General features: G+C 65.6%; 21 protein-coding genes. 12 read left to right on the top strand and 9 right to left on the bottom strand.

What is annotated here, in order from left to right:
• Positions 1 to 70: 70 nt before the first annotated feature.
• The 6 genes from GLR48_RS16100 to GLR48_RS16125 form a co-directional block, all read right to left on the bottom strand.
• Positions 71 to 1,732, bottom strand: a complete 1,662-nt coding sequence (locus tag GLR48_RS16100; RefSeq protein WP_237062926.1) for a BCCT family transporter — start codon at positions 1,730 to 1,732, stop codon at positions 71 to 73.
• A 116-nt stretch (positions 1,733 to 1,848) separates the two neighbouring features.
• Entirely contained in the window at positions 1,849 to 2,832 is a 984-nt protein-coding gene (gene acuI / locus GLR48_RS16105) for an acryloyl-CoA reductase (RefSeq protein ID WP_237062927.1), read from the bottom strand.
• 82 nt (positions 2,833 to 2,914) lie between these two features.
• On the bottom strand, positions 2,915 to 4,015 hold the full coding sequence (locus GLR48_RS16110) for a dimethylsulfoniopropionate demethylase (protein WP_237062928.1): 1,101 nt from the start codon (positions 4,013 to 4,015) through the stop codon (positions 2,915 to 2,917).
• Between the two features lie 36 nt (positions 4,016 to 4,051).
• Complete coding sequence (locus GLR48_RS16115; protein ID WP_237062929.1) at positions 4,052 to 4,555, bottom strand: DinB family protein; 504 nt, start codon at positions 4,553 to 4,555, stop codon at positions 4,052 to 4,054.
• Positions 4,552 to 5,217 (bottom strand): DUF1326 domain-containing protein, encoded by a 666-nt coding sequence (locus tag GLR48_RS16120; protein WP_237062930.1) that lies wholly within the window; start codon positions 5,215 to 5,217, stop codon positions 4,552 to 4,554. Before GLR48_RS16120 ends, GLR48_RS16115 begins: the two co-directional genes overlap by 4 nt.
• 11 nt (positions 5,218 to 5,228) lie before the next feature.
• Positions 5,229 to 5,987, bottom strand: a complete 759-nt coding sequence (locus tag GLR48_RS16125) for a DUF2182 domain-containing protein (RefSeq protein ID WP_442915807.1) — start codon at positions 5,985 to 5,987, stop codon at positions 5,229 to 5,231.
• A gap of 198 nt (positions 5,988 to 6,185) precedes the next feature.
• Here GLR48_RS16125 and GLR48_RS16130 point away from each other — a divergent pair, with 198 nt between their 5' ends.
• The gene (locus GLR48_RS16130; protein WP_237062934.1) at positions 6,186 to 7,229 is read left to right on the top strand and encodes an extracellular solute-binding protein; all 1,044 of its coding nucleotides are present in this window, start codon (positions 6,186 to 6,188) and stop codon (positions 7,227 to 7,229) included.
• Between the two features lie 49 nt (positions 7,230 to 7,278).
• Here GLR48_RS16130 and GLR48_RS16135 read toward each other — a convergent pair whose 3' ends face one another.
• A complete protein-coding gene (locus tag GLR48_RS16135) occupies positions 7,279 to 7,968 on the bottom strand; it encodes a fumarylacetoacetate hydrolase family protein (RefSeq protein WP_237062936.1) in 690 nt (229 codons plus the stop codon).
• A gap of 118 nt (positions 7,969 to 8,086) precedes the next feature.
• Between GLR48_RS16135 and GLR48_RS16140 the strand changes: the two genes are divergently transcribed.
• The 8 genes from GLR48_RS16140 (at position 8,087) to GLR48_RS16175 (ending at position 18,435) form a co-directional block, all read left to right on the top strand.
• Positions 8,087 to 8,728: a paraquat-inducible protein A gene (locus tag GLR48_RS16140; protein ID WP_237062938.1), complete on the top strand. Its 642-nt coding sequence runs from the start codon at positions 8,087 to 8,089 to the stop codon at positions 8,726 to 8,728.
• Positions 8,695 to 9,330, top strand: a complete 636-nt coding sequence (locus GLR48_RS16145) for a paraquat-inducible protein A (protein WP_237062940.1) — start codon at positions 8,695 to 8,697, stop codon at positions 9,328 to 9,330. The genes GLR48_RS16140 and GLR48_RS16145 overlap by 34 nt, the downstream gene beginning before the upstream one ends.
• Positions 9,327 to 11,768: a PqiB family protein gene (locus GLR48_RS16150; RefSeq protein WP_237062942.1), complete on the top strand. Its 2,442-nt coding sequence runs from the start codon at positions 9,327 to 9,329 to the stop codon at positions 11,766 to 11,768. The genes GLR48_RS16145 and GLR48_RS16150 overlap by 4 nt, the downstream gene beginning before the upstream one ends.
• Before the next feature lies 1 nt (position 11,769).
• The gene (locus tag GLR48_RS16155) at positions 11,770 to 12,333 is read left to right on the top strand and encodes a PqiC family protein (protein WP_237062944.1); all 564 of its coding nucleotides are present in this window, start codon (positions 11,770 to 11,772) and stop codon (positions 12,331 to 12,333) included.
• Between the two features lie 174 nt (positions 12,334 to 12,507).
• Positions 12,508 to 14,592, top strand: coding sequence for a hydantoinase/oxoprolinase family protein (locus GLR48_RS16160; protein WP_237062946.1), 2,085 nt, complete (start codon positions 12,508 to 12,510; stop codon positions 14,590 to 14,592).
• Positions 14,589 to 16,271 (top strand): hydantoinase B/oxoprolinase family protein, encoded by a 1,683-nt coding sequence (locus GLR48_RS16165; RefSeq protein ID WP_237062948.1) that lies wholly within the window; start codon positions 14,589 to 14,591, stop codon positions 16,269 to 16,271. The genes GLR48_RS16160 and GLR48_RS16165 overlap by 4 nt, the downstream gene beginning before the upstream one ends.
• 221 nt (positions 16,272 to 16,492) lie before the next feature.
• Positions 16,493 to 17,254, top strand: coding sequence for an SDR family NAD(P)-dependent oxidoreductase (locus tag GLR48_RS16170; RefSeq protein ID WP_237062950.1), 762 nt, complete (start codon positions 16,493 to 16,495; stop codon positions 17,252 to 17,254).
• Positions 17,251 to 18,435: an acyl-CoA dehydrogenase family protein gene (locus tag GLR48_RS16175; RefSeq protein WP_237062951.1), complete on the top strand. Its 1,185-nt coding sequence runs from the start codon at positions 17,251 to 17,253 to the stop codon at positions 18,433 to 18,435. Before GLR48_RS16170 ends, GLR48_RS16175 begins: the two co-directional genes overlap by 4 nt.
• A gap of 3 nt (positions 18,436 to 18,438) precedes the next feature.
• Here GLR48_RS16175 and GLR48_RS16180 read toward each other — a convergent pair whose 3' ends face one another.
• Together GLR48_RS16180 and GLR48_RS16185 are read right to left on the bottom strand one after the other, a co-directional pair.
• Positions 18,439 to 19,530, bottom strand: a complete 1,092-nt coding sequence (locus GLR48_RS16180) for a Gfo/Idh/MocA family protein (protein ID WP_237062952.1) — start codon at positions 19,528 to 19,530, stop codon at positions 18,439 to 18,441.
• Between the two features lie 4 nt (positions 19,531 to 19,534).
• Complete coding sequence (locus GLR48_RS16185) at positions 19,535 to 20,242, bottom strand: GntR family transcriptional regulator (RefSeq protein WP_237062953.1); 708 nt, start codon at positions 20,240 to 20,242, stop codon at positions 19,535 to 19,537.
• A gap of 84 nt (positions 20,243 to 20,326) precedes the next feature.
• Here GLR48_RS16185 and GLR48_RS16190 point away from each other — a divergent pair, with 84 nt between their 5' ends.
• Genes GLR48_RS16190 through GLR48_RS16200 form a run of 3 tightly spaced genes read left to right on the top strand, consistent with a single transcriptional unit; the run spans position 20,327 to position 22,888 of the window.
• Positions 20,327 to 21,487: an LLM class flavin-dependent oxidoreductase gene (locus GLR48_RS16190; RefSeq protein WP_237062954.1), complete on the top strand. Its 1,161-nt coding sequence runs from the start codon at positions 20,327 to 20,329 to the stop codon at positions 21,485 to 21,487.
• A complete protein-coding gene (locus GLR48_RS16195; RefSeq protein ID WP_237062955.1) occupies positions 21,484 to 22,380 on the top strand; it encodes an aldo/keto reductase in 897 nt (298 codons plus the stop codon). Before GLR48_RS16190 ends, GLR48_RS16195 begins: the two co-directional genes overlap by 4 nt.
• A 1-nt stretch (position 22,381) precedes the next feature.
• Positions 22,382 to 22,888, top strand: coding sequence for a flavin reductase family protein (locus tag GLR48_RS16200; RefSeq protein WP_237062956.1), 507 nt, complete (start codon positions 22,382 to 22,384; stop codon positions 22,886 to 22,888).
• Positions 22,889 to 22,926: the final 38 nt, after the last annotated feature.

Below are 22,926 nucleotides of genomic sequence, written 5' to 3' on the forward strand. Positions count from 1 at the left end.
TATTGCACTGAAACGAAAAAAGGCCCCGGCATTGCCTGCCGGGGCCGTCTTTCAATGGACTATGCCCGGATTATTCCGCGGGCGCTGCGGTGGCCTGCGCCATGGATTCGGCACGCCGCCGCGCATCGCGGTACAGCGCCTTGATCAGCGAAATGCACATGAGGACCATGACCACGCTGAACGGCAATGCCCCGATGATCATCGCCGTGTTGATCGCATCAAGGCCCCCGGCCACCAGCAGCGCACCGATCACCAGTCCAAGGATGCAGCCCCAGACGACGATGTGGATGCGGCCCTTGTCGGTCTCGTCCCCCGCCGCGGCGATGGTGTTGATAATCAGAATGGCCGAGTCCGCCGAGGTCACGAGATAGGTCAGCAGCAGCACCACGATCACCACGCTCATGATCTTGGCCAGCACCGGCGTCAGCATGAAGTTGATCATCGCGAACAACTGGCTGGAAATGCCCGCCCCGGTGATCTGGTCCCCGGCGCCGCCATTCAGCGTCAGGTCGATGGCTGTGCCGCCGGCAAACGCGAACCAGACGAAACACATGACCGACGGCACGATCATGGCACCCAAGACGTATTCCCGCACCGACCGGCCCCGGCTTATCCGTGCGAGGAACAGGCCGACGAAGGGCGCGAAGGCGATCCACCACGCCCAGTAGAAGATCGTCCAGCTGCCCTGCCAGTCGGCCAACTGGTTGGCGACGCTGTCGCCCCCGGTGCCGTCACGGCTGAACATGTGGATCGACATCCACGGCAGCGCCACGATGTAATCCCACATGCCCACGAACAGCGCCTTGAAGGCAAAGGCGGTCGACCCGAAGATCAGGAAGAACGCGAGGATGAAGAACGACAGCCCCATGTTCAGGTTCGACAGCCACTTGATGCCGTTCCCTACACCGGACAGCGCCGACAGGATCGAACAGGCCATGACGATGACCAGCGCCGCCAGCATCGCGATGACGGTGGGCGAGCCTGCGTCGTTCATCAGCCAGGCCGCTCCGGTCACGTTGAACACACCCGATGCGAATTGGGACACGCCGTAGCCGATGGTGACCGCGACGCCCAAAATCGTCGCCACGACCGAGACGATGTCGATGACGTGGCCCAAGGGCCCCTCCAGCGTCTTGCCGAACAGCGGCGTCAGACCCGACCGGATCGTCAGCGGCAGACTGCGGGCGTATGAAAAGAACGCCAGCGCCAGCCCGACGATGGCATAGCAGGCCCAGGCCGACAGGCCCCAATGCAGAAACGCCCATTTGAACGCGTTGCGCACGTTGTCGGAGCCGCCTTCGCTGGCCAGCCCCTGAATGGTCTCGGGGTTGGTGCCGAAGTGATAGAGCGGCTCTGCCGTGGCATAGGTCAGCATGCCGATGCCGATGCCCGCGCCGAACATCATGGAAAACCACGAAAATCTGTCGAATTCCGGTGTCTGGCCCGGTTTGCCCAGCATCAGTCTGCCGGTGCCGGGGTACAGCGCCAGCGCAAAGCAGGTGACGATAAAGAACGCGACAGCGGCCATGTACCAGGGGCCAGTGTTGGCGTCGATCGTGGACCGGATCGCGCCCAGCGTGGACCCCGCCTGATCGGACCAGACCGCCGCCCAGATGATCAGCAGCACGATCACGATCTTGGCGCCCAAGGTGACGTAGGTGTTGAAGCCTTCGTAAAAGCCGCTGTCGGCGGTATCGATATCGAGTGTCCGCAATGGCGGCTTGATGGGCATCGGATCGAGTCTCCCGTGTCGTTTCGGTTGATGAAACGATCTAGGGCGGCGACCCCGACAGGCAAACCTGTGCCGACCGGGGTCACATAAGGGCACCTCCACCAAGGCGGGGTGTCTCAGGCGTTCACGTCTACGACGACACGCCCGCGCACCTGCCCTTTCAGGATGTCCGCCCCCAATTTCGGCAGGTCGGACAGGGTCGCGGTACTGACCATCGCCTCCAGCTTGTCCATCGGCAGGTCCGTGGCAATCCGCTGCCACGCCCGCAGGCGGTTGTCATAGGGCTGCATGACGCTGTCGATGCCCAGCAGGTTCACGCCGCGCAGCAGGAACGGGATGACCGTCGCAGGCAGGCCCGCCCCCCCCGCCAGTCCGACGGCGGCGACAGAGGCACCGTATTCCATCTGCCCCAGCACCCGCGCCAGCATCGTACCGCCGACCGCATCGACGCAGCCCCCCCAGCGCTCGGCCTCCAGCGGCTTCTTGATTGTCTCGGCCAACTCATCCCGCGCCACGATCTCGGTCGCGCCAAGCTCCGTCAGATAATCCGCGCTCTCCGGCCGGCCGGTCACGGCCGCCACCTTGTGGCCCAGATGCGCCAGAATGGCCGTCGCCACCGATCCCACACCACCGGAGGCTCCGGTGACCAGCACCGGTCCCGCCTTGATCCCGTGGTCCTGCAGGGCCATGACCGCAAGCATCGCGGTGAAACCGGCGGTCCCCACCGCCATCGCCTGACGCGTCGTCAGCCCATCCGGCAGCGGCACCAGCCAGTCCGCCTTGACCCGCGCCTTCTGCGCATAGCCGCCCCAATGTGCCTCGCCCACACGCCATCCGGTCAGCACGACCTTGTCGCCAGCCTTGTAGCGATCATCGTCCGACGCCGCGACGGTTCCCGCAAAGTCGATGCCCGGCACATGCGGATAATGCCGCACCAGCCCACCCCCTGGCCCGATGCACAGGCCGTCCTTATAGTTCACGGTGGAATACTCGACGGCAACGGTCACCTCGCCCGCCGGCAGGCGGTCCTCGCCGATCTGCTGCACTGCGGCATGGGTCTTGCCGTCCTCGCCCTTCTCCACGATCATTGCATTGAACATGACGTCCTCCTTGCGCGGGACTCTGGTCCTCGCTTTTTTCCAAATACTCCCGCCGGAGGCTCCTGCCCCCGCCAGCAGCGCCTCAGATCCAGAATGTCTCCTGTACGGTGGCCTCACGCATGCCATCCGGCGTCTTCACCTGCAACACCGTCCCCGCATCCCAATGCGTCATCCGCACCATGCCGATGGCCACACCGGTCCCGAAATCCGGCGAGGCCGCAGCCGAGGTCACCAGCCCGACCCGCAGATCGCCCGCCATGATGGGCCAACCCCGGTCACAGGGCGGCACGTCGCCCGCGATGGCAATGGCGCGGATCTGCTGCAGCGGACCTTCCTTGGCGACCCGCAAAAGCGCGTCGCGCCCAACGCAGCCGATCGCCGTCTGGGTGGAACAGAACCGCCCCAGACCGGCCTCGTGGGGCGTGTTGTCGCGCGTCATGTCGTTGCCGTAGGACAGGAGTCCGCCCTCGACCCGCTCGATCAGGTTGGGGCAACCGGCATGGACGTCCAGATCGGCGCCCGCCTCCATCAATGCATTCCAGAGCGGCATGCCGTTGGCCGTGCCATCACAATAGATCTCGAACCCGCCCTGCTTGGAATAGCCCGACCGGGCGACGACCATCGCCGAGCCCTGAAAATCGAACCAGCCAAAGCGGAAGAAGCGCAGGTTGCGCACCTGATCGCCGAACACCCGCGCCATCAGATCGTCCGCCTTCGGTCCCTGCACCGCCAAAGGATGCACGTCAGGCTCGTCGACCAGCACGTCAAGGCGAAAGCCATAGACGATCCCCTTGACCCAAAGCAGCAGATCGCTGTCGGCGATGGAAATCCACCAGCGGTCGTCGGCGAGCTTCAGCGCCACGGGATCGTTCAGCATGCCGCCCGTTTCGTCCACGATGGGGACGTAATAACATTGTCCGGGCAACATCCCGCGCAGGTCGCGCGGCGTCAGCATCTGCATCAGCCGCCCGGCGTCGGGGCCGCGGATCTCGATCTGGCGCTCGCAGGCGACGTCCCAAACCTGCACCGCCTGTTTCAGATGGTGATAATCCTCGACCACGGACCGGAACACCGTGGGCAGCAGCATCCGGTTATAGACGGTATAGCCCTTGACCCCCGCTGCCTCGACACCGTCGGAAAAGGGGGTGCGCCGCACCCGGCGCGAGGGGGAAATGCTTGCCATGAAAGCCTGCCTTTCAAAGGGGTTGCGTAAGGTGTCCTAGTCGCGCGGCATCAGGAACAGCGCCGTCGGCGGCAGCGTCTGTCCCGCTTGCGACAGAACCTGACGCACCCGTGCGCACTGGTCGGTCTGCTGGTTGAACATATGCATCACGCAGGTCGCACGCGGCACGATGACGTCGCTTTCGCTACTGAGGGAATAGAACGCGATGTCGCCCGTTAGATCGACGCTGGACAGGGTATCCGCCCACATCCGCAGCGCGCCGTCCGCACGGAACCGCGCGGCCCACCACGTGGCGGGCGACGGCGTTTCCTGTGCCGCGCGCGCAAAGTCGCTGGGCGGCGCCTTGACCTTGAACAGCCGCGACAGCCACATCTGATCCAGCCAGAGCAGGTGGTTCAGCGTGCCCAGGACAGAGCCCTGAGGCAGGCCCTGATCGCGCAGCAGCGCGACTTCATCCACCTCCTCAAGAACGCCCCACAACAGCTTGTTCTGCCAAGCATTATAGCGGCTCATCGTGCGACAGTAGGCGCGGTCGATCACGCTTTGACTCCCTTCCAGTCGATCGGGCAGATCTCGGCGGACTTGCCGCCGAAATCCCAGACGCGGCCATAGTCGCGGACCTTGGATTTCACCCCCGCGGCGGCGATGATGTCCGGCCCCATCCAGTATTTCGAGTTGCTGACCATGACCGGATGATCCGCGTCCAGACCCTTCATCATCTCGATCGCGCCCTGGATCTTGCGACCGATGACGATGCTGCGCTTGTTGCCTTCCCGCACGATCTCGACGGTCTCGCGCTCGGCCCCGATGATCTCGGACACCAGCATCGTGAACAGCCCCGTCGTGCCGCCCGCCTGACCCGAGAAGATCTGCAGCAACCCGTCATAGGCCTTGTCCGTCGCACGCGCGTCGACGTAGGCCGCGACCTTCCAGTTCCCTTCGGCCATGCGGCCGGGGATGTCGACCAGCAGGCCGACATTCAGGCCCGCCAGATCCTCGCCCTCGTAATGGCCCGCGTCGATCGCGATCGCCATCCAGGCGTGGCAGTATCCTTCGGTCGGAGGATAGGCACCGAGGCTGACCACGCAGGGGCAAAAGACGGTGCAGGAACAGTTCAGAAAGAGCTCGCCCTTGATCGCCCAGTCCGTGGGTGTCGCGGTGCGGCGCATCGGGTGGGCTTTGGCAGTCATCGTGTCGGCCATGCGGCGATCCTTCAAGCGAGTGACAATAAGGCGGTAACGAGACCCGAGGCGATCAGGACGCCGCCCGCCGGTCTGATCAGACGATGCCCGATGGCGGGCAGTTTTTCAAAAACCATGAACAGTGTCGCCAGCCCCATCCAAAGCAGGGACATGACGCCCCCGACAAAGCCAAGCGCCATGAAGCCCCAGCAACACAGGACGCAATAGCCGCCCAGCCGCAACCCCATGTCGAGGCCACCGCCGACCCCGGCGCGCCAGTGGACCAGAAAAAATGTCATGGGCGCGTGACAGCGACCGTGGCAGACCGCCTTGGTCCGGGTGAACTGGAAGGCGCCGACGGCCAGCAGCAAGGCCGCCGTCAGCAGGCCCGATGTCGCGGCCCCCAGACCATTGATCCATCCAAGCGCCATCAGCCCGACCTGTGCGGCCGCGATCACTGCGGCAAATCCGAGCCACGCGATGAAATAGCCCAGCAACACGCCCGCCCAGCCGGCGCGGGTGCCGTCCGCCGCGGTCATCAGGCGTTCGTAGTCGGCCAGCGTCGGCACCATGGTCGGCAGCATCATGGCGGCCATCATGACCGCCCACATGGGAAAGAGAGCACCGAAGGTCGTCATCGGCATCATGTTCATGCCGATGGGGCGGCCCAGCACGTCCACGCCGCTCATGCGGGCCATGGCGAACAGCACGACCCAGGCGGCGAGGATCACGGCGAAGACCAGCAGCCACGACACGGTGCGCAGGGCAGGACGCATGGCAGCCGTCGTCATCCGTGATCCCCCCTTGCAGTCATCCTCGGGACCATGCTGGCACACAATCACGGACCCTGCAAACCCCGTAACCGCCCAAGGTGCCTGCAAAAACGGCATTTCCGGCATCGCTGCGCCGCAGCGGCCAATTCGGTCTTGTAGCCCCCCGGACCCCACCCTAACCTCGGTCCGATGCGATCAAAACGGGAGTACTTGACGATGAACACGAAGACCCTTCTTGCGGGCACGGCCCTTGCGCTGATGTCCACCACCGCCATTGCGCAGGACAGCGGCCTTCTGGTGCTGGATTATCCGGGATTCGAGGAACCGGCCTATCACACCGCCTACCTCGAAAAGAACGGCGACGAGCCGACGTTCAGCTTTTTCGGTGACGAGGATGAAGCCTTCCAGAAAATCCGCTCGGGCTTTCAGGCCGATGTCGCGCACATCTGTGCAGGCTCGGTCACGAAGTGGGCCGAAAGCGGTATTCTGGAGGAATGGGACACCGCCAGGATCGACGCCTACGCCGATCTGGACACCAATCTGACCGGCACCGACGTATCGGCCTCCGACGGCGTCTATTTCATTCCGACGGACTTCGGCTCCACCGCCATCGGCTACAACCCCGACGAAGTCCCCGCAGAGGATGTCGCCTCTCTCGATGTCTTCAAGAACCCCAAGTATACGGGTCGCATGTCGCTGCCCGACAACGTCGACGATGCCTATGCGCTGGCCTATCTTGCCACCGGCGTCGACAACTGGACCGAAGCCACGGACGCACAGTTCGAGGCCGCATCCAACTGGCTGCGCGAAGTGCATCCGAACCTGCGCACCTACTGGACCGATCCCGCGGAACTGGCGCAGCTGATGGCCTCTGGCGAGATCCTGATCAGCTGGGCATGGAACGAGACGTTCCCCACCATGGTCGCGGAAAAGCGTCCCTTTGCCTTCCAGCGGACCGCCAAGGAAGGCTCCTCGCTGTGGCTGTGCGGTTACGTGAACCTCAAGGACGGTCAGGGGTCAGAGGACAAGGCCTATGACTACATCAACGCCATGCTGGCCCCGTCGTCGGCCATGCCGCTGCTGGAAAACGGTTTCGGTACGTCCAACAAGGCCGCGCTGACATCCGAGATCACCGAGGACGAGCTGAAGGCCGCAGGACTGGAGCCGATCGACGCCCCCGTGCTGGCGCAGCTGCCGATGAGCAACGAGATGCGCGAACGTCAGGCCGAAACCTTCGAGCTGATCAAGGCCGGTTTCTGAAGCCCAAGGGCGGGCGTCCTGCTCGGGACGCCCGTCCACGTCATATCGGTCAGGCGACGATAGTCGTCTTCACCGCTTCCAGACCGTCGATGCTGCCGGTCAGCACGTCGCCGACCTGCACCGCACCCACGCCCGCCGGTGTCCCCGTCATGATCAGATCGCCCGACCGCAGATGGTAAAGGGTCGAGAGGTTGGCGATGATCTCTGCCACCGTATGGACCATGTCGGACAGGGGCGCTGACTGGCGTTTCTCTCCGTTCACGTCGAGCCGGATCTGAGCGGCGTCCAGCAGCGTATCCGCCGCGGGGGTGATCGCGCCGATGATGGCGGATTGTTCGAAATCCTTGCCGGTGTCCCAGGGCTTGCGCCCGTCCTTGGCCGCGCCCTGCAGATCGCGGCGCGTCATATCAAGCCCCACTGCGTAGCCGAATATCTCGACCTCGCCCGCGGGCGCATCGGTCAGACCGACAGACGGGCCGATGGCGACCACCAGTTCGATTTCGTGGTGCAGGTCGGATGTGCCCTGCGGATAGGTCATGTTCTGCCCCGAATGCAGGATCGCATGGGCGGACTTGGTGAAATAGAAGGGTGCGGCCCGGTCGACCGTATTGCCCATCTCGGCGGCGTGCGCTTCGTAGTTGCGGCCCACGCAAAAGATGCGGCGCACCGGAAACCGGTCGCCGGACCCGGCAATCGGCAGATCGGGTTGATCTGGCGCGGGAAATGAATATGTCGTCATCTGATCCTCCGGGGGCGTGGCCATGACCGCAACTTGCGTCTAGTCTTCACCCAATCGTCCTCGCAGCAGCTATCCCGCACAGCATAAAGTCAAGACCGCAAGCCATGACATTCGCACCATGACCATCGACCCGGACGCACTGCCCCCGCTGGACGACATGTTCGCCTGCCCGCATTGCGACACGCTTTACATGGAGCGTGTGCTGCCGGAGGGGTCGCGCGCCTATTGCCGGCGCTGCGGCGTGCTGCTGCTGACGTCCGAACCGCGGGCCATCGTGCGCATGGTCAGCTTCGCCAGTGCCGGTGTGGTGCTCATGGTCGCGGCGATTGCCTTTCCGTTCCTCGACCTCGACGTGCAGGGACAGCACAACGCGACCTCGGTGTTCAACGCGATCATGGCCTTCAGCTCCGGCAAGGGCATCCCGCTGGCTATCGCCGTGGCGCTGTTCATCGTGGTGCTGCCCGTGGTGCGCCTGCTGGCGCTGATCCACGCGCTGGGTCCGCTGGTGCGGGGGGCGAGACCGCACCGGTCCGCCCGCGTGGCCTTTGCCCTGACCGAACAGCTGCGCCCCTGGGCCATGGCCGAGATCTTCATGGTCGGTGTCAGCGTGGCACTGGTCAAGGTTGCAGGTCTGGCCACAGTCACCGTGGGCCCCGCCTTCTGGGCTTTCGTCGCCCTTGTCGTCATCACCGTCGCCAACGATCAGATCATGAACAGGTATTCGATTTGGAAAGCACTGGACACGGGCTTCAACGCCTGATCACCGCCCGCGAAGTGGGACTTGTCGCCTGCACCCGCTGCGGTCAGGTCCACTCTGCCGGTGCAGTACGCTGCAAGCGGTGCCACGGCCCGCTGGAAAGTCGCGACACCCAAAGCCTGCAAAAGGTGTGGGCCTGGCTGATCGCGGGCATCGTGGCCTTCATCCCCGCCAATATCTACCCGATGCTGATCACCAGCACCCTGGTCGAACATTCCGAATCCACGATCCTCGGCGGTGCGATCCAGCTGGTGGAACACCACAACTACGGCATCGCACTGATCGTCTTCGTCGCGTCGCTGATGATCCCGATCGGCAAGTTCATCGCCATCGCCTATCTGGCGATCAGCGTGCAGCGCCGTCAGATCCTGAAGATGCACCAGCGGCACAAGCTTTACGATGTCGTGGAATTCATTGGCAGATGGTCGATGATCGACGTCTTCGTCGTTGCAATTTTATCGGCTCTGGTGCAGTTGGGCGGGGTTGCCACGATCAATCCCGGCGTGGCTGCGATGAGTTTTGCCCTGTCGGTGGTTTTCACGATGCTGTCGGCGCTGGCCTTTGACCCCCGGTTGATCTGGGATGCTGACAGGACCGCTTCATGAGTGACGAGAATTCCCAGGGCCCGGCCGACCTCGACGTGCGTCAGGCCAAGCCCAGCATCTGGCGTCGCCTGTCCTTCGTCTGGATCGTGCCGATCCTCGCACTGATCGTGTCGGTGACGGTCGCATGGCAGTCCTTCGCCAACCGCGGCGTCGAGATCGAGATCAGCTTTGCCAACGCCAGTGGCGTGACCGCGGGCGAAACCGCCATCAAGTACCGCGACGTCGATGTGGGTCAGGTCGAACGGATCGAGTTTTCGCCCGACCTGCAAGAGGTTCTTGTCTACGCCCGCGTCGACAAGAACATCGCGCCTTTCCTCGATGCGGACGCCAAGTTCTGGGTCGTCCGGCCAGAGGTCGGCCTGCGCGGTGTCAGCGGCCTCGATACGGTGCTGTCCGGTGTCTACATCGAAGGCGACTGGAATAAGGACCCGCAGGTCGCGCAGACTTCTTTTATCGGGGCGGAAACCGCGCCGATCACGCTGGCCGATCAGGCCGGCAGTGAGATCGTGCTGCGCACCAACGACGGCAGCGCCCTCTCCGCCGGGGCGCCCATTCTGCATCAGGGCATCGAGGTCGGCGTGCTGGGCTCTCCCGAGTTGCAGGAAGACGGCCTGACCGTGCTGGTGAATGCCTTCATCAACGCGCCCTACGACAAGCTGATCACCACCAACACCCGGTTCTGGGACACCGCAGGCTTCAGCGTCTCGCTGGGCGCCGCGGGCGTGTCGCTGAATGTGGGATCGCTGGCCTCCCTGCTTGAAGGCGGTGTCGCCTTCGATACCGTCGTCTCTGGCGGCGAGCCGATGAAGGACCTGCAGGTCTTCGATCTGTTCACCGACGAGGAAACCGCCCGGAACAGCCTGTTCAACGATGCAGGCCGGCCCAAGCTGAACGTCGCCGTCCTGTTCGACGGGTCGGTCAGCGGCTTGTCCGTCGGCTCCGAGGTCCGCTTTCAGGGCCTGCGGGTCGGTCAGGTTGCCGAACTGGGTGCCGTCGTGATCGACGACCCCAACGAGACCCGCGTCGAACTGCGCACCGTGCTCGCCATTGAACCCGGCCGTCTGGGTCTGGGCGAGAATGCGACACCGCAGGACGCGCTGGATCTTTTGTCGGACTTCGTGGGCCAAGGCCTGCGCGCCCGTCTGGTGACCGGCAACATCCTGTCGGGCTCGCTTGTCGTCGAACTGGTGGATGTGGCTGATGCGCCAGAAGCTGTCCTGAACGTCGACGCCAAACCCTTTCCGGTCATTCCCACGACGGTCAGCAATATCACCGACGTGGCCGATCAGGCGCAGGGCGTGCTGAACCGCATCAACAACCTGCCCATCGAGGAAATCATGACATCCGCCATCGATCTGATGGACAGCGCCAATGCGCTGGTCCGGTCCGACGGCGTGATGCAGACGCCGGAACAGGTCGCGGGCCTTCTGTCGGATGCGCGGGGCCTGATCGGCTCGCCTGCCATTCAGGCCGTGCCTGACCAGATCGCCGCGGTGGTGGCGCAGGCCCAGAAGATCCTCGGCCAGGTTAACGGTGTCATCACGCAGATCGGCAACGCCGATCTGGTGGGCAGCGTGACCCGCACCGTGGCCAACGTCGAGGACGGCACCAAGAACCTGGGCGAGATCTCGGCCTCGGCCCAGTCCCTGCTGGACAAGGTCAACGCCCTGCAGGTCGAGGCACTGCTGTCGCAAGCCACTGACGCAATCGATTCGATCCAGGTCCTGGCCGAGAATCTGGACCTCAAGCAGGTCCCCGTCTCGCTCAATCAGCTGCTGGACCAGACGCGCGGGTTGATCGCGAGCGGCGACGTGCAGGCCTTACCGGGCGAGTTGCGCAACGTGGCCGTCAGTGCCAACCAGATCCTGACGGACCTGACCGCTGAAAATGTCAGCGGTCAGCTGACCAACGCCATCGCGGCGGCGGCCTCTGCGGCGGAAAGCATCGATACCGCATCCCAGCAACTGCCGGCGATCACCGAACAGCTGAACACGCTGTCCGCGAACGCGGCCCAGATGGACCTGCAAAGCCTTGCGACCGCTGCGGAAAAGACCCTCAACAGCATCGACGCGCTGATCGGCACACCCAGTGCGCAGGCCTTGCCCGCGTCGCTGTCGTCGGCACTGGACGAGGTGCAGCTGTTCCTCAACGACATCCGCGAAGGCGGTGCGGTGGAAAACGTGAACGCGGCACTGCTGTCGGCCAACAACGCGGCCCAAGCGATCGAGGAAGCGGCCCGCACCCTGCCGGAACTGTCGCGGCAGGCCGGCACGCTGGTCACATCGACCGGTGCGGTGCTGTCGACCTACGGCGACCGGTCGCGGTTCAACGCAGAAACGCTGTCCACCCTGCGCGACATCCAGGAAGCGGCCGATGCGGTCAGCAATCTGGCCAAGGCGATCCAGCGCAATCCAAGTTCATTGATCACAGGGCGTTAACATGACCAGAACCACGCTATCCTTTCTCGCTCTGGCCGCCCTCGCAGCCTGCGGCAGCACCATCACGCGGCTCGATGCGCCGCCCACGGCCTCTACCCTGCAGATTCCAGCTTCCGTCGGGTCGGTAATGATCCGCACCGTCTCTCTGCCGACCTATGCCGCGGCAGAGGAAATCGCGATCGAAACCGACCCCGGCGTCATCACCTCCGACGGCGATCTGCTGGCGGCCGACGATCCCAGCCGTGCGGTCACGCTGGCGTTGACGCAATCCCTCGACAAGATCCTGAACGCCACCGTCGGCCCCGACCCCTGGCCCTTCGCTGGCCTGCCGGACGTCGCCGTGGACATCCGCATCTCCGAGATGCTGGGCAGCGCGGTAACGGGCCAGTTCCGTCTTGCCGGACAATACTACGTCGGCGGCGACGGCATCGACTTCCCCAACCGCTCGCGCACCTTCGCCTACACGGTGCCGATGCCCACACCGGACATTCCCGGTGCCGTCGTGGCCCAGTCGGCAGCCGTCACCCAACTGGCCGAGGATATCGCCCGCCAGTTCGCCCGCTAGAATCCGCCCCCCCCTTCTTCTGGTCGAAAATACTTCGGGGGTCGGGGGGCTGGCCCCCCGGCGATCTTGCGACGAAAGATCGGTCCGTCGCCGCCGCCCGCGCAGCCGCACATTCCGGTTCCCCTTGTCAGCCGCCCTTGCTAGCGTCGCCCGACATCACAAGGGGCACCCGACATGGCAGATCCACATATCCGGCTGGGCGCCGACATCGGCGGCACCTTCACGGATATCGTGCTGGAGGTCGGGACGGACCGCTTCTCGACCAAGGTCCTGACCACCTATGCCGCGCCAGAGGATGCCATCGTCACCGGCCTGCATCAGGTCTGCGCCAAAGCGGGCATCCTGCCCTCCCGCATCGGCCAGATCATCCACGGTACCACGCTCGCCACCAACGCATTGATCGAACGGCGCGGCGCGCGGACGGCCCTGATCACCACCGACGGCTTTCGCGACGTGATCGAGATGCGTTCTGAATCCCGGTTCGAGCAATATGACCTGAACCTGACGCTGCCCCTGCCCCTGCTGGCCCGCAACCACCGCCATACCCTTGTGGAGCGCATGGACGCCGACGGCGGTGTGCTGATCCCGCTGGACCACGCCGATATCGTCAGCCTTTGCGACACGCTGCGCCATCACGACTATCAGTCGATCGCCGTCGGCCTGCTGCACGCTTACGCCAATCCCGCCCACGAACGTCTGATCCGCGACGTGCTGGCCACGGAACTGCCGGGCGTGATGGTCTCGCTGTCCTCCGACGTCTCGCCGCAGATGCGCGAATACGAACGCTTCAACACCACCGTCGCCAATGCCTACATCCAGCCCCTGATCGCCAGCTACCTGCACCGCCTCGCCGACCGTCTGGCCGCCGAGGGGGCGGATTGCCCGGTCTTTTTGATGCATTCGGGCGGCGGAATCATGGATATCGCGACCGCAGCCGACTTCCCCGTGCGGCTGGTCGAATCCGGACCCGCGGGCGGTGCGGTCTTTGCCGCCGACATCGCGGCGCGCCACGGTCTGGACCGCGTGCTGTCCTTTGATATGGGCGGCACCACGGCCAAGATTTGCCTTATCCGCGACCAGACTCCCAAGACCGCCCGCGTGTTCGAGGTCGCCCGCTCCTACCGTTTCAAGAAAGGCTCCGGCATGCCGATCTCGATCCCCGTGATCGACATGGTGGAGATCGGCGCCGGCGGCGGGTCGCTGGCCCATGTCGACGCCCTGCACCAGATCCGGGTCGGACCCGAGAGTGCCGGATCGGAGCCGGGCCCCGCCTGTTACGGGCGCGGCGGTACCCGCCCCGCGGTCACCGACGCTGACCTGACGCTGGGCAAGCTTGACCCCGCGACCTTTGCAGGCGGCAGCATCCCGCTGGACGCTGCCGCCTCGACCGCCGCGCTGATGACCCATCTGGGCGACGCGTTGGGGATGGACGCCACCGAAGCCGCCTGGGGCCTGGCCGAGGTCGTGGACGAGACCATGGCCAACGCCGCCCGCGTCCACGCGGTCGAAAACGGCGAGGATCTGTCGGACTACACCATGATCGCCTTCGGCGGCGCCGCCCCCCTGCACGCTGCGCGCCTGTGCGAAAAGCTGGGCATCAGCCGCTGCCTGATCCCGCCCGGCGCCGGTGTCGGCTCTGCCATCGGCTTTCTGCGCGCGCCCTTCAGTTTTGAAGCGAACCGCAGCGTCTTCATGCCGCTCGACGCCTTCGATGCCGCCACCGTCCACGCCCTGTTCAACGAGATGCGGGAGGAGGCGACGGCCTTCGTGCGGTCCTGCGATGCGACCGCATCCATCACCTGCGATTACAAGGTCTTCATGCGCTACAAAGGTCAGGGCTGGGAAATCCCGGTTCCGCTGACCCGCGAGACGGCGGAAAGTGCCGATGCCACAGCCATCCTCGCGCGGTTCGAGGCCGACTACGCCGCCCTCTTCGGCCGCACCGTGCAGGGCATGACGGCGGAAATCACCGTCTGGTCGGTGAACGCCCAGACCCCCACGCTGCCGGCCACCCCCGCCTCCCCCGTCGCGGCACACCCCGCCCCCGCCCCCATCGGCGCGCGTGCGCTCTTCGATGCGGCCCTCGGGCGGGCGACCGCGGCGCAGGTCTACGCCCGCGCTACCCTGACACCGGGCGCCCACCTGCCCGGCCCCGCCGCCATCACCGAGGACGAGACCACGATCATCGTCCCCGCCAGCCGCCATGCCACCGCCCTGTCGGACGGCTGCATCGCGCTCGACGCAAAGGACCCGTCATGACCCTGTCCCAAGTACAATATCAGGTGATGTGGACGCGCCTGATCTCGGTGGTCGAGGAACAGGCGCAGGCCTTGGTCCGGACGGCCTTTTCCACTTCGGTGCGCGAGGCGGGCGATCTGTCTGCGGGTGTCTACGATGCCGACGGCGCGATGCTGGCGCAGGCCGTCACCGGCACGCCGGGCCATGTCAACGCCATGGCCGACGCGGTGCCGCATTTCATTCGGGAAATCGGGCACGAGACGATGCGCGACGGCGATGTCTACCTGACCAACGACCCCTGGATGGGCACCGGCCATCTGCACGATATCACCGTCGTTACGCCGACGTTCCACGACGGCACGCTGGTCGGCTTCTTCGGCTGTACCGCCCATGTGGTCGACATCGGCGGGCGCGGCTTTGGCGCCGACGGCAATTCGATCTACGAAGAAGGCCTGCAACTGCCGATCATGCGCTTTGCGGACGCTGGCCGCGTGGACCAGACCCTGATCCGCCTGATCCGTGCCAACGTGCGCGAACCCGACCAGCTGATTGGCGACCTTTTCGCCCTGTCCACCTGCAACGAGATCGGCCAGCGCCGCCTGATCGAGATGCTGACGGAATTCGACCTGAGCGACCTGTCTGATGTCGCCGGTTTCATCCTCGGCCACTCCCGCGACGCCACGCTGGCCCGAATCGCGGCGCTGCCAAGGGCCAGCGCCACCGGCCACATGCAGATCGATGGCTATGCCGTCCCGGTGGACCTGAACGTCACCGTCAGCTTCAACGGCGATCATGTGCTCTGCGACTGGACCGGCACGTCCGGCCTCGATCCCAAGGGCATCAACGTGCCGCTGGTCTATACCAAGGCCTACGCCTGCTACGCGCTCAAATGCGCCATCGCGCCCGACATCCCGAACAACGCGGCCAGCCTCGCCCCCTTCCGGATCACAGCGCCTGCGGACACGATCGTCAATGCCGTCCATCCCGCACCCGTCGCCCTGCGCCACGTCATCGGCCATCTTGTGCCGGACACGATCTTCGCGGCCCTCGACCAGCTCTTGCCCGGCGTCGTCCCGGCAGAGGGCGCGGGGTGTCTGTGCAACTTCCAGCTCTCCCTGCGCCCTGGTGACGGTGCCCCCACCGGCGCCCGCCGGGCCGAGGTGTTGACCTTCAACTCCGGCGGGGCCGGTGCGCGGCCGACCCTCGACGGGCTGTCCGCCACCGCCTTCCCCTCCGGCGTGATGACCATGCCGGTCGAGGCAACGGAACACGCGGGCCCGGTTATCATCTGGCGCAAGGAACTGCGCCCCGACTCGGGCGGTGCCGGTCAGTTCCGCGGCGGTCTCGGTCAGGTGATGGAGGTCGGCGCGCGGGACGGCTACGTCGCCGATTTCTCAGCCATGTTCGACCGCGTCGACCACCCCGCGCGCGGACGCCATGGCGGTGCAGACGGCGCGCCGACGACGGTGGCACTCGACGACGGCACCCGCCTGCGCGGCAAGGGCCGCCAGCCGGTACCGCAAGGTGCCCGCGTCATGCTCGCCTTCCCCGGTGGTGCGGGCTACGGCGCGCCCGCAGACCGCGCCAAAGACGCCGTCGCCCGGGACCTTGCACTGGGCTACATCACACTGCAGACCGCCCGCGACACCTACGGGATGTCCCAATCCGAAATCGATCCAGACGTGGCCCCCGGTCGGTAAGTCCCCCCTTCTTCTGGTCCCAAATACTTCGGGGGGAGTCCGCGCAGCGGACGGGGGGCTGGCCCCCCTTTCATTCGAGACACGGCTTACCGCCCCGTCGCGACACCACAGGCCGCGGGAAGGCCCCGACGCTGGGCCGGGTCTGGACCTTTTCCCGCGCGCGCGCAAAGGTGCGCTGGCGCGGCCCGCGGGCGGCGCGCACAGGCAGGGAGTGAGGCACAATGGATATCGCAGGACAGGCCGCCATCGTCACGGGCGGCGCATCGGGACTGGGGGCCGCGACGGCGCGCGCGCTGGCGGCGGCGGGGGCGCGGGTCGCGATCCTCGACATGAACGCGGATAAAGGTGCTGCCGTCGCAACCGAGATCGGCGGCCTGTTCTGCCAGACGGATGTGACCGATCCCGCCAGCGTCGCGCAGGCGTTGAAGGGTGCGGACGGTCTGCACGGTGCGGCGCGCATCGTGGTGAACTGCGCCGGCATCGGCCCGCCCGCCAAGGTGGTCAGCCGCGACGGCGATCCGCTGCCGCTGGCGGATTTCATGCACGTGATCAACGTGAACCTCGCGGGCAGTTTCAACGTGCTGTCACAGGCCGCGGCGATGATGCAGCCGCTGGACCCGCTGGGCGAGGAGCGTGGCGTGATCATCAACACGGCCTCTGTTGCGGCCTACGACGGGCAGATCGGTCAGGCGGCCTATGCGGCCTCCAAGGGCGGCATCGTCGCGATGACCCTGCCCGTGGCGCGCGAAATGGCCCGCTTCGGCATCCGGGTGATGACCATCGCGCCGGGTCTCTTCCTGACGCCGCTCTTGGAAAGCCTGCCGCAGGATGCGCAGGATTCGCTGGGCCGTCAGGTGCCCTTCCCCTCACGCCTTGGCCATCCGGACGAATACGCAAAGCTGGCATTGGCCATCGTCGATAATCCCATGCTGAACGGCGAGGTCATCCGTCTGGACGGCGCGATCCGCATGGCACCCAAATGAGCGCGACACTGGAACGGCGCGGGATCAGCGACCGCGCACTGGCACTGGCGGACCGGGTCGAAGCCTTTGTCCGCGACATCGTCGTCCCCTTCGAAAAGGACCCCCGCCAAGGGGCGCACGGACCCTCGGAAGCCCTTGTCGCGGATCTGCGCGCCAAGGCCCGCGATGCTGGCCTGATGACGCCACATATCCTGTCGTGCGGCGGCCACCTGACCCAGCGCGAGACGGCGGCGGTGCTGATCCGCTCCGGCCTCTCGCCCCTCGGTCCCGTGGCGCTGAACACTGCAGCCCCCGACGAAGGCAACATGTTCCTGCTGGGCCGCGTGGCGAGCGACGACCTGAAGGCGCGTTTTCTGGCGCCTCTCATCAGCGGTGACGCGCGCTCCGCCTTCTTCATGACGGAACCCGACGGCGGTGCCGGATCGGACCCGTCGATGATGAAGACGACCTGCGTACCCGACGGCAACCACTGGGTCATCAACGGGGCCAAGACCTATATCACCGGGGCCGAGGGGGCGCGCGTCGGCATCGTCATGGCGAAATCCGACACCGGTGCGTGCATGTTCCTCGTCGACCTGCCGCATCCTGCGATCCGGACCGTGCGGATCCTCGACACCATCGACAACTCGATGCCCGGCGGCCACGCCGAGATCGCGATTGAAAACCTCCGCCTGCCCGCCGACCAGATGCTGGGAGAGCCCGGCGAAGGGTTCCGCTACGCACAGGTGCGTTTGGCCCCCGCGCGTCTGTCGCACTGCATGCGCTGGCTGGGCGCCTGCGTGCGTGCGCAAGAGATTGCGGTCGACTACGCCAACCGCCGCCACGCCTTTGGCAAACCCCTAGTCGAACACGAAGGCGTCGGTTTCATGCTGGCCCAGAACCGGATCGACCTGAAACAGGCAGAGCTGATGACGCTCTGGTGTGCCGATGTGCTGGACAGCGGCGCCTATGGCACCACCGAATCCTCGATGACCAAGGTCGCGGTGTCAGAGGCGCTGATGCGGGTCGCCGACAACTGCGTGCAGGTGATGGGCGGTCAGGGCGTCACGGCGGACACGATTGTCGAGAAGGTCTTTCGCGAAATCCGCGCTTTCCGCATCTACGACGGTCCGACCGAGGTGCACAAATGGTCGCTCGCGGGCAAGATCGCGCGGGACTGGAGGAAACTCCAGCCCGAGTAGCGGTCAGTGCAGCATCACCGCCAGCCCTGTCCGTGCCGAAAGCTGCGCTGCAAGGCCGATCTGCACCGCGCGCGTCCCGTCCGCCACCGTCACCTCGACCCGACCTCCTTCACGAACCACCCCGGCAAACCGCTGGTGCTGATAGAATGTCGATCCGTTGTGATCACCGGCCTGCAGAAGCAGCGGATCGACCGGGATCTCGACCGTGTAGGGTCCCTTCGGACTGCGCGGGCTGACCGTCAGCAGCGGCGTCGGCGCGGGGCCAAGGGTCGCAGGCCAGAACCGGCCGGGTCCGGGCACCTGCGCCTCGATCTTGCCCAAGGGCCCCATGGCGCTGATCTCTTCCTGATACCGCGCACCTTCGGCGAACATGCACAACTCCAGCATCGCCCGCGCGCCGCTGGCGAAATCCACGATCACATAGCCATTGTCCCAGATGTCGGGCATCCGCCCGTCGTAGCGTTCGTCCTTGTGGTTCACGTCCTGACCGGCGCTGGCCATCACACGGACCGCCTCTGACCCAAGGATCAGCCGCATCAGGTCGAAGAAATGGCAGCATTTTTCGACCAGCGTCCCGCCAGAGCGGGCGTTGAACCGGTTCCAGTCGCCGACCTTGGGCAAGAACGGAAAGCGGTGTTCGCGGATCGTCAGCATCCGGATGCCGCCGGTCGCCGCCGCGGCCTGCGCGATCAGGGCGGCCACGGGCGGCATGTAGCGATATTCCATCGCCACCCAGACCGGGTGGCGATAGCCATCGAACAGCGCGGCAACCGCCGCCGCCTCGGCGTCGGCCGTGAACAGCGGCTTTTCGCATAGGATCGGCAGGGGCCGTGTTTCCACGATCCGGCGCAATTGCGGCACGTGGCAGTCGTTCGGACTGACGATCACCAGCGCATCCAGCGCAGGCTCTGTCAGCAAATCATCGAGCGACGCCGCAACGCGCGCGCCCCCCGCCATGTCTGCCGCCGTCCGGGCGAGACCCACGACCGGATCATAGACGACGCCGACCCGCGCCCCCGGCACCAGCGCGATGTTGCGGATATGCTCCTGGGCCATCATGCCGCAGCCGATCAGCCCATATGTCAGTGTCTTCACGACGTCAGCCCCTGCCCATGCGCGACACGTAGCGCGCCTTGTGATAATCGAACCATGTCCGCGAAAATTCGACCCGCGCGCCTGCGCTGTCCCGGCTGACGCGGCTGATATGGGCCGCGAGTTTACCCGGTGCCAAATCGAAAGCCGCCGGCGCCCAGTCCGGCACCGGGGCCACCCCCAGCCGGTCCTCCACCGCCGCGATCGTCAGCCCCAGCCGGTCCCGGTAGTACTGATACAGCGACTCGGACAGATCCTGCGCCGTCAGGGTCGTCGCCCGGTCCCCGTCCAGCCAGATCTCCTCGACCGCGACGACCGTGCCGTCCAACCGCCGCAGACGGCGGATGCGCCAGCCCGTCGTCGCGGTGCCGAATGCCGGGGCATCGCCCGGCTTGTCCCGCAATGTCACATCCAGCACCTGCGCCGTCGGCAAGCCGCCGCCACGCGGCAGTTCCAGCCGGAAGAAGCCGTAGACCGAGGTCACACCCGCCCGCTGGCGCACATAATTGCCCGACCCCTGCACCCGCGAAAGCAACCCCTTGTCTGCTAGCACCGCCAGCGCCTTGCGCAGCGTGCCGACCGACAGGTTCAGATCGCGGGCCATGTCACGTTCGTTCGGCAGCCGCGCGCCGTCCGCAAGGTGCCCTGCGGCAATCTCGCGGATCAGCCGTTCGCTGACCTGAATGTATTTCGGCAGGGTCGATGACGTGGGCACGGTGCAATCCGGATTGATACACCATTGTTACACCCCGTGCTTCATGCTACGCAAGAGCCGGCGATACGTCTGCGAGAGGGGCCCATGACCGACACCATCGTACCCGTCACCAGCGCCGACCTTGACGCGGCAGAGGTGTCGTGGTTCTCGGCACTCTGCTCCGACGACTACCAGTTCCTCGGCGTGCCCGACCCCGACCTGCGGTCGAGCTGGGAGCATTGCCGCGACATCGGGCTGGAGGCAGAGCATCAGGGGTTCCGCAATCTGCTGGCGCCGTCGTCCTATCAGGTCGGACAGGACACCCTGTCCTATGTCGCCGCGATGGCCCCCCTGACCACGCGGATCAACTTCCTCGCCGCGATCCGTTGCGGCGAGATACAGCCTATCATGCTGGCCCGCACGATCGCCACACTCGACCACATGCTGCAGGGGCGGCTGACGCTGAACGTCATCTCCTCGGACTTTCCCGGCGAAAAGGCCGACAGTGCCTTTCGCTATCGCCGCAGCCACGAGGTGGTCGAAATCCTGCGCCAGGCCTGGACCCGAGACGAGATCAACTTCACCGGTGAGGTCTATGATTTCAAAGGCGTTTCCACCGATCCGGCCAAGCCCTATCAGACCGGCGGACCGCTGCTGTATTTCGGCGGCTACTCCCCCGATGCGCTGGAACTTTGCGGTGCGCAATGCGACGTCTACCTGATGTGGCCAGAGACGCAGGATGTCCTTGCACAACGGATGCGCGACGTGAACGCCCGCGCCGCCGCCCATGGTCGCACCCTGGACTACGGCCTGCGCGTCCACATGATCGTGCGCGACACGGAAGCCGAGGCGAAGGAATACGCCGAATATATCGCGTCGAAGCTGGACGACGAATATGGGCGCGTGATCCGCGACCGGGCGCATGACAGCATCAGCCTCGGCGTCGCGCACCAGACGCGCGCCCGGGAACTGGCGGACCAGTTCGGCTATACCGAACCGGGCCTGTGGACCGGGATCGGCCGCGCGCGGTCGGGCTGCGGGGCGGCGCTGGTCGGGTCGACTGATCAGATCCTGTCCAGGATCGAGGATTACCAAAAGATGGGCATTCGCGCCTTCATCTTCTCGGGCTATCCGCATATCGAAGAAGCGCGGCACTTCGGCCAAAAAGTCATGCCGCATCTGAAAACCTGCTCGCTTCCGCACGCCTACGGCCGCGTGCCCACTACCACCCCGCAGACGCCGCTTGGCGCAGGACCCCGCCGATGAACCGCATCTCCCTCACCGATACTGTCGACGTCAGCCGGATCATCTACGGCATGTGGCGCCTTGGCGACGACGCCGACACCAGCCCCGCCCATGTGCAGGCCAAGATCGAGGCCTGCTTGGCCCAGGGCATCACCACGATGGATCAGGCCGACATCTACGGCGGCTACAAGGCGGAAGAGATCATGGGCGCGGCCCTGAAACAGGCTCCTGCCCTCAAGGACCAGATCGAGGTCGTCACAAAATGCGACATCGTCATCGACGCGGGCCGCCACGCCGGCGCTGAGGTCAAGCACTATGACACCAGCCGCGCGCATATCGAGGCCTCCGTCGACGCCTCGCTGCGGCTGATGGGCCTCGACAGGATCGACCTGCTGCTGATCCACCGGCCCGATCCGCTGATGGACCATCACGAGACCGGCCGCACCCTCGACGACCTCGTGGCGTCAGGCAAGGTCCGCAGCGTCGGCGTGTCGAACTTCCGCCCCTGGGACTGGTCGTTGTTGCAGGCAGGCATGGACACGCGCCTCGCCACCAACCAGATTGAAGTCTCGCTCGCCGCCCTCGACCCCTTCACCAACGGGGACATCGCCCATCTGCAGCAGCATGGCGTGCCCGTCATGGCCTGGTCGCCGCTGGGCGGTGGCCGCCTGATGGACTCCGCCGGCGGCCCGCAGTTGCACGATCTGATGACGCAGATGGCCGACGCGCACGGCGTCGACAACGCGGCCATTGCGGTTGCCTGGCTGCTGGCGCATCCTGCGAACATCTTGCCCGTCATGGGCACCAATACCCTGAGCCGGATCGCCACGCTGGCGGACGCCCTGAAAGTCAACATGAGCCGTCAGGCGTGGTATCAGCTCTATACCGCCGCCCTCGGACACGAGGTTCCCTGAAATGGATGCAGGCACGATCCAGTCGTTCGACCCCTCCGCCGATGCAAACAGCTTTCGCGGCGCCTTGGGCAGCTTCGTCACCGGCGTCACGGTCATCACGACCGACAGCCCGGACGGCCCCGTCGCCATGGTCGCGAACAGCTTTGCCAGCGTGTCCCTCGACCCGCCGCTGGTGCTGTGGTCACCGGCCAAATCCAGCAAGCGGTTCGAACATTTCGCAGGCTCCCGCCGCTTTGCCGTGCACGTCCTGTCCGCCGACCAGCGCGATGTCTGTGCAGCGATCATCGCGTCCAAGACCGCCATCGCGAAGGTGCCGATGCATCTGTCCCACTGCGGCATGCCCCTGATCGAAGGCGCGCTCGCGACCTTCGAATGCAGCCTCGAGGCGACCCACGATGCCGGCGACCATGTCATCATCGTCGGCCGCGTGACCAAGGCCCACCATACGGGCGGAGCGCCGCTGGTGTTTCACGCGGGTACCTATGGGCGATTTGCCCGCCAAGGCTGACCGGCCCCGGCGCGCCCTTCTTCTGGTCGAAAATACTT

It is taken from the genome of Loktanella sp. M215, from assembly GCF_021735925.1.
Taxonomy (GTDB): Bacteria; Pseudomonadota; Alphaproteobacteria; order Rhodobacterales; family Rhodobacteraceae; genus Loktanella.

Coding starts and splice junctions, on each gene's coding strand:
- GLR48_RS16110 (WP_237062928.1), bottom strand. CDS start 4,015: ATGGCAAGCATTTCCCCCTCGCGCCGGGTGCGGCGCACCCCCTTTTCC.
- GLR48_RS16200 (WP_237062956.1), top strand. CDS start 22,382: ATGGATGCAGGCACGATCCAGTCGTTCGACCCCTCCGCCGATGCAAAC.
- GLR48_RS16190 (WP_237062954.1), top strand. CDS start 20,327: ATGACCGACACCATCGTACCCGTCACCAGCGCCGACCTTGACGCGGCA.
- GLR48_RS16130 (WP_237062934.1), top strand. CDS start 6,186: ATGAACACGAAGACCCTTCTTGCGGGCACGGCCCTTGCGCTGATGTCC.
- GLR48_RS16120 (WP_237062930.1), bottom strand. CDS start 5,217: ATGGCCGACACGATGACTGCCAAAGCCCACCCGATGCGCCGCACCGCG.
- GLR48_RS16125 (WP_442915807.1), bottom strand. CDS start 5,987: ATGACGACGGCTGCCATGCGTCCTGCCCTGCGCACCGTGTCGTGGCTG.
- GLR48_RS16100 (WP_237062926.1), bottom strand. CDS start 1,732: ATGCCCATCAAGCCGCCATTGCGGACACTCGATATCGATACCGCCGAC.
- GLR48_RS16195 (WP_237062955.1), top strand. CDS start 21,484: ATGAACCGCATCTCCCTCACCGATACTGTCGACGTCAGCCGGATCATC.
- GLR48_RS16135 (WP_237062936.1), bottom strand. CDS start 7,968: ATGACGACATATTCATTTCCCGCGCCAGATCAACCCGATCTGCCGATT.
- GLR48_RS16155 (WP_237062944.1), top strand. CDS start 11,770: ATGACCAGAACCACGCTATCCTTTCTCGCTCTGGCCGCCCTCGCAGCC.
- GLR48_RS16160 (WP_237062946.1), top strand. CDS start 12,508: ATGGCAGATCCACATATCCGGCTGGGCGCCGACATCGGCGGCACCTTC.
- GLR48_RS16170 (WP_237062950.1), top strand. CDS start 16,493: ATGGATATCGCAGGACAGGCCGCCATCGTCACGGGCGGCGCATCGGGA.
- GLR48_RS16140 (WP_237062938.1), top strand. CDS start 8,087: ATGACCATCGACCCGGACGCACTGCCCCCGCTGGACGACATGTTCGCC.
- GLR48_RS16175 (WP_237062951.1), top strand. CDS start 17,251: ATGAGCGCGACACTGGAACGGCGCGGGATCAGCGACCGCGCACTGGCA.
- GLR48_RS16150 (WP_237062942.1), top strand. CDS start 9,327: ATGAGTGACGAGAATTCCCAGGGCCCGGCCGACCTCGACGTGCGTCAG.
- acuI (WP_237062927.1), bottom strand. CDS start 2,832: ATGTTCAATGCAATGATCGTGGAGAAGGGCGAGGACGGCAAGACCCAT.
- GLR48_RS16165 (WP_237062948.1), top strand. CDS start 14,589: ATGACCCTGTCCCAAGTACAATATCAGGTGATGTGGACGCGCCTGATC.